The 11,620-nt window shown below is 66.3% G+C and carries 10 protein-coding genes and 2 pseudogenes; 7 read left to right on the top strand and 5 right to left on the bottom strand.

All coding sequences use genetic code 11. The features are described 5' to 3' along the window. Nucleotides 1-91 (top strand): annotated as a pseudogene (locus ABZ565_RS32615) (2Fe-2S iron-sulfur cluster-binding protein); the annotation flags it as partial. Between the two features lie 102 nt (nt 92-193). Here the strand turns inward: ABZ565_RS32615 and ABZ565_RS32610 are convergent. Next, nucleotides 194-616: pseudogene (locus tag ABZ565_RS32610) on the bottom strand (GNAT family N-acetyltransferase); the annotation flags it as partial. 333 nt (nt 617-949) lie between these two features. Continuing rightward, nucleotides 950-1,426 (bottom strand): hypothetical protein, encoded by a 477-nt coding sequence (locus tag ABZ565_RS32605; protein ID WP_361035057.1) that lies wholly within the window; start codon nt 1,424-1,426, stop codon nt 950-952. A gap of 284 nt (nt 1,427-1,710) precedes the next feature. Between ABZ565_RS32605 and ABZ565_RS32600 the strand changes: the two genes are divergently transcribed. The 3 genes from ABZ565_RS32600 to ABZ565_RS32590 all read left to right on the top strand — a co-directional run bounded on the left by ABZ565_RS32600 (nt 1,711) and on the right by ABZ565_RS32590 (nt 6,257). Further along, nucleotides 1,711-2,862, top strand: a complete 1,152-nt coding sequence (locus ABZ565_RS32600) for a ParA family protein (protein ID WP_361035051.1) — start codon at nt 1,711-1,713, stop codon at nt 2,860-2,862. After that, nucleotides 2,859-4,295 carry a ParB/RepB/Spo0J family partition protein gene (locus ABZ565_RS32595; RefSeq protein WP_361035048.1) on the top strand — a complete coding sequence of 479 codons (1,437 nt, stop codon included), beginning with the start codon at nt 2,859-2,861 and terminating at the stop codon, nt 4,293-4,295. The genes ABZ565_RS32600 and ABZ565_RS32595 overlap by 4 nt, the downstream gene beginning before the upstream one ends. Before the next feature lie 1,085 nt (nt 4,296-5,380). After that, a protein-coding gene (locus ABZ565_RS32590; protein ID WP_361035045.1) for an IS5 family transposase occupies nt 5,381-6,257 on the top strand; the annotation gives its coding sequence in 2 pieces (ribosomal slippage) (nt 5,381-5,710 and nt 5,712-6,257; 876 coding nt in all). A gap of 45 nt (nt 6,258-6,302) precedes the next feature. On the opposite strand, the gene ABZ565_RS32585 is transcribed toward ABZ565_RS32590, so the two are convergent. Further along, the gene (locus ABZ565_RS32585) at nt 6,303-6,641 is read right to left on the bottom strand and encodes a helix-turn-helix domain-containing protein (RefSeq protein ID WP_361035042.1); all 339 of its coding nucleotides are present in this window, start codon (nt 6,639-6,641) and stop codon (nt 6,303-6,305) included. A gap of 96 nt (nt 6,642-6,737) precedes the next feature. On the opposite strand from ABZ565_RS32585, the gene ABZ565_RS32580 reads away from it, so the two are divergent. Then, nucleotides 6,738-7,619 carry an NAD(P)-binding domain-containing protein gene (locus ABZ565_RS32580; protein WP_361035039.1) on the top strand — a complete coding sequence of 294 codons (882 nt, stop codon included), beginning with the start codon at nt 6,738-6,740 and terminating at the stop codon, nt 7,617-7,619. A 645-nt stretch (nt 7,620-8,264) separates the two neighbouring features. Here the strand turns inward: ABZ565_RS32580 and ABZ565_RS32575 are convergent. Both ABZ565_RS32575 and ABZ565_RS32570 read right to left on the bottom strand, forming a co-directional pair. After that, on the bottom strand, nt 8,265-9,539 hold the full coding sequence (locus tag ABZ565_RS32575) for a hypothetical protein (RefSeq protein ID WP_361035036.1): 1,275 nt from the start codon (nt 9,537-9,539) through the stop codon (nt 8,265-8,267). A gap of 118 nt (nt 9,540-9,657) precedes the next feature. Continuing rightward, complete coding sequence (locus tag ABZ565_RS32570; RefSeq protein WP_361035033.1) at nt 9,658-10,449, bottom strand: hypothetical protein; 792 nt, start codon at nt 10,447-10,449, stop codon at nt 9,658-9,660. Nucleotides 10,450-10,652: 203 nt separating this feature from the next. Between ABZ565_RS32570 and ABZ565_RS32565 the strand changes: the two genes are divergently transcribed. Together ABZ565_RS32565 and ABZ565_RS32560 are read left to right on the top strand one after the other, a co-directional pair. Beyond that, a complete protein-coding gene (locus ABZ565_RS32565) occupies nt 10,653-10,892 on the top strand; it encodes an antitoxin MazE7 (RefSeq protein WP_361035030.1) in 240 nt (79 codons plus the stop codon). A gap of 3 nt (nt 10,893-10,895) precedes the next feature. Continuing rightward, entirely contained in the window at nt 10,896-11,288 is a 393-nt protein-coding gene (locus ABZ565_RS32560) for a toxin Doc (RefSeq protein WP_361035027.1), read from the top strand. Nucleotides 11,289-11,620: the final 332 nt, after the last annotated feature.

Genomic DNA, 11,620 nt, shown 5'->3' with positions numbered 1-11,620 from the left:
GCTGCGCAGCCGCTCGGACGCTCCGTACGCGTGCAAGGGCGGCGTCTGCGGTACCTGCCGGGCGTTCCTGGTCTCCGGCGAGGTGCGGATGGCCCACAGGGCTGGTCACCTCGCGCTCAAAGCGCATGCTGGCGCGCACCCACCCGGAGAGCAGCACTTCACCCTTCGCTGCGAACCCCAGCCGTTCGTACCAGGTGCACAGCCTCGTGTTGGCTGCGACGGCGTCAAGGCGCAGAAGGGAGCGCCCCTGCGCTGCCGCGGTTCGTGCGGCCCAGTCGACCGCGAAACTGCCGATCCCCTGGCCCTGGTGGTGCGGGTCGATAGCCAGCCGATGGAGATGCACAGCCCCCATCGCTTCCGAGTCCGGCCAGACCGCAGCGTCAATATCCTCGAGAGCGAACGTGCCCACGGTGTCTCCCGCACGCTCTACGACATAGGTCTCCCCCCTAGCGACGCTGGCTGCGGTAGCCGCCCGCGGAAGCGCGCGCCACGAGAGAGGGGTCCCCTGCCGCTCCTGGCCGGCACGAGCATCGGCCAGAACATTCAGGACCAGCTCAAGGTCCCTCGGCACGGCCCTACGTACCACTATCGCCACGTGATCCGCATCTGGACGCATTCCTCTACTCCCCCGTTACGATCGGGTCTGGGCCATGTCCACGAAATGGCAGTAGCGGCCCGGAAGGGCGACTGTAATCGTTGCCGCTGATACATGAGCCCTGTGCCGAGTCGGTGGACCCGGGTCTTCTCCAGTGGGGAGCGGTCAGAGGTTGCCTCCGTGGCTCTGCTGCTGGCCGACGAGCAGCAGATTGTCAGCCCACGGTGACCGGGAGCGGCCATCTCCTGGTGTCCATCGCGCGTGAGCCGCTCGGTGAGTGGTTTTGCGTGTGCGGTGCCGTCTGGCTGTGACGGGTCGGCAGGCATCTGACTGAGCGGCTGTGAACCTCGGTGATCACACAGTGCGATCCACGTTCCAGGTCTCCGGTAGATCGCTGCCGCAGAAGACGCAGACGAAGTCGTCTTCGCGCACGATGTTGTGCTCCTGGCAGCCAGGACATCGCCGAAACAGCACTTCGTGGGTGAAGCCGGAGGGCCGTTCGAGCCCTACGTGGTCCAGAGCCCGAGCGACTTCCGGCCAGGAGCCGACGTCGGGGCAGTAGCCGGTGGACTGGTTGCTGACCTCGCTCACGGCCCACCGGTCCGTCTCGCGCACAAAGCCGATCTCGCCGGCACTCAGAACTGTGCCTCCGCCAGCACACGCCACGTGCTCGCTGCGGCGCGGTGCCAGGCGGAGCACTCCGTCGGTGCCGACCACGAAGGTGAACGGTTCGGCCAGCTCCGCCGCTGAGCGTTCCGCGATCCAGTCGTCGAATTCTGCCGCCGAGCTGATCCGGCACCCGTCGCTGCCAGGCCGGACTGCAGCCTTCAGCTCCACCGGTCCGACATATCGGTAACTCCGCCCCCGGGCACTCACATCGGCCAACCTAGAGCACTTCCGAGACACGCCCTGGGCGGGGGCCGCGAGGCTACGAACGATCTTCTGTACGACGTCGGGGGAGCAGCGGTCCCGGCTGGCGGAGGTCGTGGAACGTGCGTCGGTCCAGTCGAACGCAGATTCGCGGGGCGAGCCTGTGGGTGCCTCGCTGGAAATTTCGTCAGGCGACACGTCTGCATGGTTTCCCCCGCACCCTGTGACGCTACTAAGGTAGCGCCATGACTGCGCCTTACAGCCCCGAAGATCGTGAAAAGGTAGTCGCCAAACTGCCGACTCCTCTGCGCCGTGAACTCAAGGTGCGAGCAGCCGAGTTGGGCGTCGACATCCAGGACGCGGTGACCGAGGGGGTTATCACCTGGATGAAGCTGAAGTCCCATCCGGTTGTCGACACCAGCAACGGCTCCTCCTTCGCCACGTACCTGCCCGCCGGGCTGTACGCGAAGCTGAAGGACACCAGCAAGAGCAGCAAGATCTCCTACAACCAAGGGGTGGCTCAGGCGATCCGCTGCTGGTTGGACACCCACCCCTCCCCCCGCCCGGCTCCCCCGCGGACGACGGGCGCCCGACGGGTCGTGTTCGGAAATCAGAAGGGCGGTGTGGGTAAGACGTCGGTGTCCGCCGGTGTGGCTCAGGCCCTGGCTGAGACCAACAAGCGCACGCTGCTCATCGACTTCGACCCGCAAGGTCACCTGACTCGGCAGCTCGGCTACGACATGCTCGACATCGGGTCAGCCAGCCTGGCGAAGCACATGCTGGACGAAGCCGAAGGTGATCTTCGAGGGCTGCTCGTCCCGATAAAGGGCGGAGATTTTGAGGACCGCCTCTGGCTCCTGCCCGCGTGCAAGGACGCATTCCTGCTGGACGCCAAGCTCGCCACGACCCGTGCTGTACGGATCAAGGAAACAGCGCTGGAGCGTGTACTTGAGGCGTTGGAGCAGGACTTCGACTACGTCATCGTCGACTGCCCTCCGAGCCTCGGCTACACGATGGACACCGCGCTCTATTACGGGCGCACCCGCGAGGGTGAGGAGCAGGGACAGTCCGGAATCGTGATTCCGGTACAGGCAGAGGACACCTCCGGTGACGCGTACGACATGCTCGCCGACCAGATCGATGACCTGTGCGAGGACCTGAAGATCGAGATTCAGACCATCGGCTTCGTCGTCAACCTCTACGACGCCCGCAATGGCTACATTGCGACGTCCTCTCTCGAATCCTGGCAGGCCATGGACGAGCCCGTGCTCGGCATCGTCCCTGAGCTCAAGGAGCAGCGGGAGGCGGTTCGCCGTAAGGAGCCCTTGCTCGCCTATGAACCGGACTGCGAGCAGGCAAACGTTCTCCGCTCGATCGCTCGGAGGATTCAGGGATGAGCATCAAGGACAAGGTGGGTGAGAGCTCGTCATTCGGCCGTGCCCGTAGCCGCAGCGAGCGTGGCCGGGCAAAGGCCCTGACCGAGGGCGCGATTCCGGCATACGAGCTGGTCCGGCTTCCTCTCGATCAGGTCGCGGCCACTCCGCTCAACCCTCGTCGGAACTTCGGATCCGAAGAGGAGCTGACGCGCTTCGGTGAGGAGCTTCGGGAGGCTCAGCTCGCCGCCTGTGTCGCCGTCACTCGCACTGCCTACCTGAAGCTGTGGCCTGATCACGAGAGCCAGATCGGAAGCAGCGCGCTCTACGTTCTCGTCAATGGTGAGCGCCGCTTCCGCAGCGCCGTCCATGTCGGTCTCGACAAGCTCGACTTTGTGGTGCGGGACGATCTCGCCGCGACCCGCGAGGACTTCGTCGATCACCTTCTGGCCGAGAACCTCGACCGTGAGGACTTTGACGTCATAGAGCGTGCCCGGGGGGTGGAGCAGCTCGTCAGCATCTGCGCCGAGGATGGCGGCGAGCGCGGCTCGCGCAGTCGTGCCGCCAAGCGCCTTGGCAAGGATCGGTCTTGGGTCACCAACCAGCTCGCTCTGTTGACCCTGCCGACGGAGATTCAGGTGCTGCTCAGTGCCGGTGAGGTCTCGGAGCGCGACGGCCGCGCCTTGGCGCGGAGCCTGAAGGAAGACCCGGCCCAGGGTGCCTCGCAGCTCCTCGATCAGCTCTCCAAAGCCAAGGAGTCGGCGGAACAGCGGAAGCAAGAGGAGCAGCGGCTGCTTGCTGCTGGTCGTGAGGCTTTGGCTCAGGATCGGTCGGTGGGAATGTTGTCCGCGGACAACAACCCGTCTTCGGCCGGTGCGGAGACGCCGGCAGCGGCGCCCGTACCGGCGGGGGAGACGAGCACTAGCTTTTCGTTGTTGTCCGCGGACAACAACGAGACTGCCTCGACATCCCAGGACGACACCACGAGCAAGTCGACGAAACTGGAGATGGCTCTCCCGCCGGCGACTGCCAAGTCGGACGGTGTCCCTGAGCCCCGTGAGGACAACAATGCGTCTTCGGCTGGTGCGAAGTCGCCGGCAGCGGCGCCCGTACCGGCGGGGAAGACGAGCACTGGCTCCTCGCTGTTGTCCGCGGACAACAACGAGACTGCCTCGACATCCCAGGACGACACCACGAGCAAGTCGACGAAACTGGAGATGGCTCTCCCGCCGGCGACTGCCAAGTCGGACGGTGTCCCTGAGCCGCGTGAGGAACAGGTACGCCCGGCGCCGTCACTGGGGGTCGTCACTGGGGTCAGGTTCCCCTATGACAACGCCGTCCAGGCGGCTCAGTTCCTCTACGACCGGATGGACAACTCCCAGTTCCGGATCTTGGTGGACATCCTCAACGGGATGGCCGAGGAGCGCCGAGGCCCGGGCAAGGTGGCCGCAGAGTAGAACTCGACTCTCGAAACGATGAAGGCCCGGCTCTCTGCGAGAGCCGGGCCTTCGTTCTCCCTGCTGATGTATTTGCGGATGCCTGCAGATCCAGGAGGGTTCGTGAACGCCTGCGGAGTTGCGCGCTGCTGGCACAGAGCCCGGGGGAGAGACACTCCGTTGCTCCGTCTCAACAGCCGCGCCGACTGCGAGTTCGTCTCTTCGAACCCGCCCACGATCGGGCCGGAGCCTTTGGGCCTGCTCGGGAGACGGGCGACTCAACCAGGTCAGTCGACCCTTGTCAGCGGCTCGAGGTCGATTGCGTTCAATGAGGACGGGCGCGTGTGCCTCGCCGGTAAGGGGGCCTGAACACAAAGAGGGCCCGATCCTGCCGCATGCGGGTAGGACCGGGCCCTCATGTCGACGCGTGGCCGCCTCTTCGTATCAAGCGGCCACTGAGTCTTCAGCGCGGCGTGCAGGGGGCCGGTTCGTTGCCTGGCGGGCCGGGCTCATCAGCTCCCGTGAGGGATCGTACGGTTCGGGCTGGGTCGGGATGAGTTCCACTTCCGGCCTTGCCAGGGCCTGGTCGCGGAAGGGCGTCGGGTCGAGACGACGGTGTGCTGCCGATCGCGTCGGCGGCGGTCCTGCTCGGCGGCGGCGCCGACCCAGTCGTTACCGAGCCGGGCCGCAAGCTGGTTGACTTCGCGCTTGGTAGGTCGCCCCCCACGCGCCCGTGGGAGTCAGACTCGGGTTGGCCAGCGCCCACTTCAGGGGGTCGTGACGATCGGGCAGCCGGAGCAGGCACGCCGGGCGAGGGCGCGCGGGTCCTCGTCGGCATCGCCGTCCTAGCTGGCGAAGAGCGTGGGATCGGTGCGGCAGCTCAGGGCCTGATGGGAGGTGGGGGAGAGGATCTGGTTGTCGGCCGGCGTGGCCGACTGAGTGGCACTGGAACGGGAGGGGGAAGCCGGGCGTGAGGAGCCTGCGTGAGCGAGACAGAGAGGTTGGTCGGGCGGGTTCTGTGGCGACGTCCGATCCTTGGTCGAGGTCGTGGAGGGTTCTAGGCCGTGTGTCGAAAGTGGATCTTGAGCCGTGAATGATCACGTTTTATGGGCCGGGGTGATCTCAGCGATGCTCAGCGGACAGTGCTGGAGCCGTTGCTGCCGAAGGGGGTGAAGGCGGGGAGGCCACCCGTCTGGTCCCGGGGGCGACTGATCGACGGCATACGGTTCCGGGCCCGGACCGGTGTTCCGTGGCGGGACTTGCCTGTCGAGTACGGGCCGTGGGGCCGGGTGTATGACCTGTTCCGTCGGTGGCAGCGGAACGGCACCTGGCACTGCACCCTCACGCGGCTCCAGTCCCTGGCCGACGCGACGGGTGCGATCACGTGGGACCTGAGCGTCGACTCCACGGTGTGCCGCGCCCATCAGCATGCGGCCAGGGCCCGCAAGGAGGGGCGACCTTCAGAAGGAACCGCCGGGCGGCATCTTTACCGAGGCTCGTGATCCCGGACTGGGGAGGTCGCGTGGCGGGTTCACGACCAAGCTTCACTTGGCCGTAGAGCAAGGGCAGAAGCCCACGGCGATCGTAGTTACGGCCGGGCAGCGCGGTGACTCGCCGCAGTTCGAGCTTGTGCTGGAGAAGGTTCGCGTGCCCCGCAGAGGGCCGGGGCGACCGCCCGTCCGCCCTGATCGGGTGAGGGCCGACAAGGCGTACTCCTCCGCCGAGAATCGCGCCTATCTGCGCCGACGCGGGATCCGCTGCACCATCCCGGACAAGGCCGACCACGCGCGTAACCGGCAGAAGCTCGGCTCCCGAGGCGGTCGGCCGCCGCAGTTCGACCCGCAGGACCACAAGGCTCGGCATGCGATCGAGAGCGGGATCAACCGGCTCAAACGCAACCGGGCGGTGGCCACTCGATACGACAAACTCGCCGTCCGCTACGAGGCCACCGTGCTGGTCGCGGCCATCAACGAGTGGCTGTGACCAGAACGTGCACCACGGACCCTAGCCTGGCCTCTCCTCCAGCCCTCAAGTGGTCGGCCGCTCGCGGCCCCAGGCGGCCAGTGGCTGGAGTGCGTTGTTGAGGCGCATGCCGTCCTCGGTGAGCGAGTACTCGACGCGGGGCGGCACCTCGTCGTAGGAGACGCGGTGCACGACACCGTCCGCTTCCAGCTCACGCAAGTGGGAGGCCAGCACCTTCTCGGTGATGCCGGGAAGCAGTCGACGTAGCTCGCCGAAGCGGCGGTCGGGGTGCTCGTGGAGCGCCCAGAGGATCAGCACCTTCCACTTGCCGCCGATCACCTCCATCGCGGCGTCGATCCCGCAGACGTGTCCGTCTGGTGCACCTGGCCGGTTCAGCGTCGTCATGCCTCACCCCTCTGACCTGCTCGCTCACCCCGGGGTAACCACCCACTACCAAGTGGGTACTTGATCACCTCCGAGTCTGCGACCAGCCTAATCGGCATGGCACAGAACACTGTTGAGAAGACTCCCGTCACGCTGCTGGGCCTCGGCGCGATGGGCACCGCGCTGGCCCATACCTGGCTTGCCGCCGGACACCCACTCACCGTCTGGAACCGGACCCCGGCCCGCGTCGCGGCACTCACCGCTGCGGGGGCACGGGCCGCCGACAGCGCCGCTGAGGCGGTCGCGGCGAACACCCTGGTCGTCGTCTGTTTGTTGGACGACACGTCGGTCGACGAGGTGCTGGCCGGCACCGACCTATCCGACAGGGACCTGGTCAACCTGACCACCAGCACACCTGCCCAGGCCCGCGCCCGTGCCGAGTGGGCCCGCGAGCGCGGCGCCCGCTACCTGGACGGCGGGATCATGGCCGTCCCTCCGATGATCGGCGTCCTGGAAGCCGGCGGCTACGTCTTCTACAGCGGCTCGCGGGAGCTGTTCGAGCGGCACCAGCAGACCCTGGCCATCCCGGCCGGCACCACCTATGTCGGCGAGGACGCGGGCTTCGCGGCCCTGCACGATGTGGCCCTGCTCAGCGCCATGTACGGGATGTTCGCCGGGGCCGCGCACGCCTTCGCCCTAATCCGCAAGGAGGACATCGACCCCGCGGCGCTCGCCCCGCTGCTTGCCGACTGGCTCGTCGCGATGGCCCCGGCAGTTCACCAGACCGCCGACCAGCTACGCACCGGCGACTACACCAAGGGCGTCGTCTCCAACCTCGCCATGCAGGTGGCCGGCACGCCGACCTTCCTGAGCACCGCCGAGCAGCAGGGAGTCAGCCCGGAACTGCTCAACCCCTACTTCGAGCTGATGCGCCGCCGCCTAGCCGAGGCCAGCGGCGAAGAGGACCTGACGGGCGTGATCGACCTGCTCGTGCACTGACCAGTACTTCGCAACAGGTCCTAAAGGGTGTTGCACAGATATTCCGCCGCAGGGTCTGGTTGCGGGCCATGCAGTCGGGGGTGAGGCGGAGAACGCCGTCTGGGTCGTGGAAACAGGCGCAGCCCGTGGGGACGGTGTCAGGAGTCGCCTTGACGGGGTGGTCGCGCGAGCCGGTTGGGATCGTCGTTTGTCTCCCGGCCCGGGAGTAGTGGCGTGGCGCGCCGGATGAACGTCGTTGTGCTCCCGTGACTTCTCGCGGTGTGGATCATCTGCAGCATCGCCCGCTGGGTGTCGATGCGGTGGATTGGGCACCGGCTCGCGGGTCACACACCGGCGACGAGGGCTTTCAGCCGAAGTGGGGCTCGGGCGCAGGATCGCGCACAGCGAAGTAACGGACACCATGTCCGTTTAGCCGCGCGGGCCGTTGGGTGTGATTGGGCGGGATGCCGACGACCTCAAAGCGGTCGGGTCGCATCGGTCGCGTTGCGTCAGCGGAGCCGCCGGGACGGAGTTTGTCCCGGCGGCCGGGCGAACGAGGATCGGCGGCGGTTAGTTCATCGGGCCGAGGGGAGGTGAAGCTGGTGCCGAGTGCGGTCCCGATCCGATGGTCTCCGACTCAGTCCTTCATATCCCGTAATGCGGGGATCAGTTGGGGCCTTTGTCGAAGAGTGATCGTTCCAGCGCAGATCGGATGGAGCTGGAAGCGAAATCACTGGCCGGGGTCAGAGTCAGAGCAGCTGTCATGAGCAGGATTACGCGCACGCCTTCACCGGTGGCGCTGTCCACTCCGGGCAGTAACGGAATGACCATGGCGAATACCGCGAGGACGACGCTGGAGCCAGTCCGCCGTACCAGCCTTGCGATCCGGGAAACCGACGGTTCGGCGGCGCTGTGCTGCATGAGCGCCGTCAAGTCTTCGGCGGCGAGGGCGAGGACACCTGCACGCAGCGAAACGGTAATGGCGTCGTACTCTTCGGTTGTGTGAACCTGAGTGACCGCACGGTCATGACGCCGGATCAGTTCGGCCAGGGTCGCGTGGAACTGTCGCATGTGGCGTCTGGCGGCCACTTCCCTGACCGAGGTTCTGCGCCGGATCACCGATGTGTCCTGGGCAGCCTCGATCGCGAAGGCAAGGCGGCGACGGACGATCTTGATGTTTCGTAGATCCCACCAGTGGGACCGCACCTCGACACTCACCGCAGCGGCCGCCACGAGCTCGATGAGTAAGCCATCCAAGGGACGCGGTCCGTGAGGCGCTCGGTACTTACGGCGAAGGAATTCTTGAATTGTAAGGATCCACCGGTTCCCCACAAGACCCAATACCACACCGAACAGCCCTGCCGCAGCGGTGATAAGCCGCTCGCCGGTGGAGGCGGAAAGTGCGGTTGCGACAGTCAGCCAGGCAGCCACAACAGCGACAAGGACGAGAGCCAACGCAACTGCGGGCACGAACCAGTACCCGACGTGCGCGCTCGCAAAGCGCCGGGCGGTGCCCCGAAGGCCCAGACGATGCACCAGAGACACGACCTGCCGCAGGTCGGCCCGGCCGTTGACGAGGAGGCTGAGACAGACTCCAGCCCAAGTAGCCAGAGGGAAGAGCCACCAAGGAGCGTGAGCGGTGGAGCTGTCACTATTCCTGGCGAACAGCACGGCCACACCGCCAGCCGCGGAGGAGGCCAGCGCCATCGCCATCGCGGTGGCGGCAATAGCAACGTAGTTGGTCGCGAACTGAAGGCTGATCGGGTAGCGGCAGCGGATCCAGGCGTGCAGCACGGCCTTCCGGACATCGCGGAGTTCTTCGTCATCGAGATCGGGGAGTACGGCGGTATACCGACGGGTCCGTGCCGCGATTTCCCGGAGCCACACCGCTTCTCGGTGAAGGAGCTCAGCGCTGTCCATGATTCGCATGCCGTTCAGCATTCCCAACCTCCGCTCTGCGCACGCTTGTTGAAGCAGGCCATGCCTCTGTCGGCTACGGGGGCGAGGGGTTGTTGTGCAGCTCAGGAGCGTGCTTGGTGGTGCAGGCACTTGGGCCATGTCAGCGTTTGATTCGTCCGCGGATCGCGAGGACGCCGAGGGCGAGGAGGGTGGGTTCGAGGAGGCGGGAGGTCATCTCGATGTAGGTGCCGGCGGTGGTGAGGATCTGCCCGCTGGAGCGGAACACCACGGAGTTGACAGCGATGCGGGTGGCCTTCTCTGTTCGGGCCCAGGACCACCGCTGTGACCATCCGCTGTGCATGGCGGGGTCGGGGGTGCTGGTGTTGAGACTGATCTTGCTACCGGTCAGAGTGCCGGTCGTGGCGGGCTCGGGGTCTCGGGCAGGCAAGCCCAAGGCCATCAGCAGCAGCACCGTCAGTGACATGGCGGCGAACAGCCATGTGAAGGCGCGGGAGGCGCGCAAGCCGTAGCCGGACAGTAGCCAGTACACCCACAGCAGGCGGCGTTCGCTTTTCGCGGTGCCGTTGCTGTCGTAGCGGCGCATCTCGCACTCGCCATAGTAAAAATCGGCGGCGCCAGGCTCGTTCTTGCCGTCCTCGAACGCTTTGCGCAGCTGCCGGTACAGCGCGGCAACGTCCTCCGGGTCGGGGGTGCGGGCGGGGTCCGTGTGGTGCGGCCCAGCCCGCCACAGCCGAGTTTCCGGCGCAGCGCCTTCGGTGGGGAGGGGCTGGCCGGCGGTGTGGGCGCGCCAGTGGCGCTCTTGCGCAACGATGGTCCGGCCGCGCTGATCGCCCGTACCCGCCAGGTGGAACTTGCTGACCCGGTGGGGGAACGGTGGCCGCGGTTCAAACGCTCGGACGATGCCACCGCGGCATACATCAAGCTGGGCCACCCCGCAGCTACCGGTTCATCGTGAGGGGGCAGGCGACAGACTCGGTGACCATACGGCAGCAACAGAAGCCCCGAAGGACCGCTGCGGAGATTGCCCTGCGCTCAAAGATCGCCGCACCCACCTTCACGGCGGTAGGGGGCCCGAAAGCGACACTCGCCCACACCCGTGTATCCCAAAAGTATTCACGAAGGTATGCTGAGGTCATGGCTGACACCACCGTCAAGATCGACACGGCGACCCGGGACCGTTTCGCCGCCATCGCCGCTGCTCGCGGACAAAGCGTTCGTGGCTACCTCGCCGGTCTCGCTATAGAGGAAGAGAACCAGCTGAAGCTGGGCCACGCGACCGCCGCCTTCCGAGTCGCCGTGGCACGGCCCGGCATCGCGGATGCATTCGACCGCGACTTCGGTGGCATTCCTCAGCGCACGCACCGGGCGGCCTGACTCTTGGACCTCCACGTCGACATCCGCTGGCTCCTCGACCGACAGGAGGACCTCCTCGGTAAAGAGCTGACCGTACGGGATTACTCCGCCTTGGTCGCTGCCGTGGCCAGGCATCGGGTGAACACCCCCAGCCTCGACGAGACGTCACCCGACGCTTTCTGGAGGGCGGCAGCTCTCCTCGAACAGATCGTGCTGCTGCGCCCGCTCCCAGCACGCAGTGAACTGTTCGGCTACGGCGTCGCGACTGCCTACATCGAGGCTTCAGGTGAATCGATCGAGGCCACCTACGAGGCCTGGCGAGACCTGATCACGGACATCAGGGCTCTGCGCCTGACGGTCTACGACGTAGCTGACCGCCTGCGCTCCTGGCGCCTTCTCGAACCAGGAGCCCGATGACATAGCCAAGCCCGTAAACACCGAAGCCGCCCCGTCTGCCAGGACGGAACGGCTTCGTAGCGATCACTCGCTGTTTCGACTCGCAGGCCTTCCACAACCCGAGTCGTGTCCGGTGAGGTGACCTCGCCGGGGTGATGCCCGTGGACCCATGCCGGGCCCGCGCAGTCACCTATACCCAGAATAAGCGTCCCACCTCCCGGAACGCCACTATCCGGGTTTCCTGTTGAGTCACACCTGCCGGTTGCGACTCCCCTATATGGGGAGATTCACCCGCTATGTGCCGCCCGCATCTCCGTCGTCGCCGCCATGTCCCGGCCGCCGGCCCGGCATAT

Origin of the sequence: Streptomyces sp. NPDC016469 (genome assembly GCF_040632905.1) — a bacterium.
In the GTDB taxonomy this organism is placed as follows: Bacteria; Actinomycetota; Actinomycetes; order Streptomycetales; family Streptomycetaceae; genus Streptomyces.
Note: the sequence above shows the minus strand (reverse complement) of the source record. Positions and strands in the feature narration are given on the sequence as shown.

Excerpts from the sequence above, each read along its gene's own strand:
- ABZ565_RS32575 (WP_361035036.1), bottom strand. The coding sequence starts at position 9,539 with ATGCTGAACGGCATGCGAATCATGGACAGCGCTGAGCTCCTTCACCGA.
- ABZ565_RS32595 (WP_361035048.1), top strand. The coding sequence starts at position 2,859 with ATGAGCATCAAGGACAAGGTGGGTGAGAGCTCGTCATTCGGCCGTGCC.
- ABZ565_RS32580 (WP_361035039.1), top strand. The coding sequence starts at position 6,738 with ATGGCACAGAACACTGTTGAGAAGACTCCCGTCACGCTGCTGGGCCTC.
- ABZ565_RS32565 (WP_361035030.1), top strand. The coding sequence starts at position 10,653 with ATGGCTGACACCACCGTCAAGATCGACACGGCGACCCGGGACCGTTTC.
- ABZ565_RS32600 (WP_361035051.1), top strand. The coding sequence starts at position 1,711 with ATGACTGCGCCTTACAGCCCCGAAGATCGTGAAAAGGTAGTCGCCAAA.
- ABZ565_RS32585 (WP_361035042.1), bottom strand. The coding sequence starts at position 6,641 with ATGACGACGCTGAACCGGCCAGGTGCACCAGACGGACACGTCTGCGGG.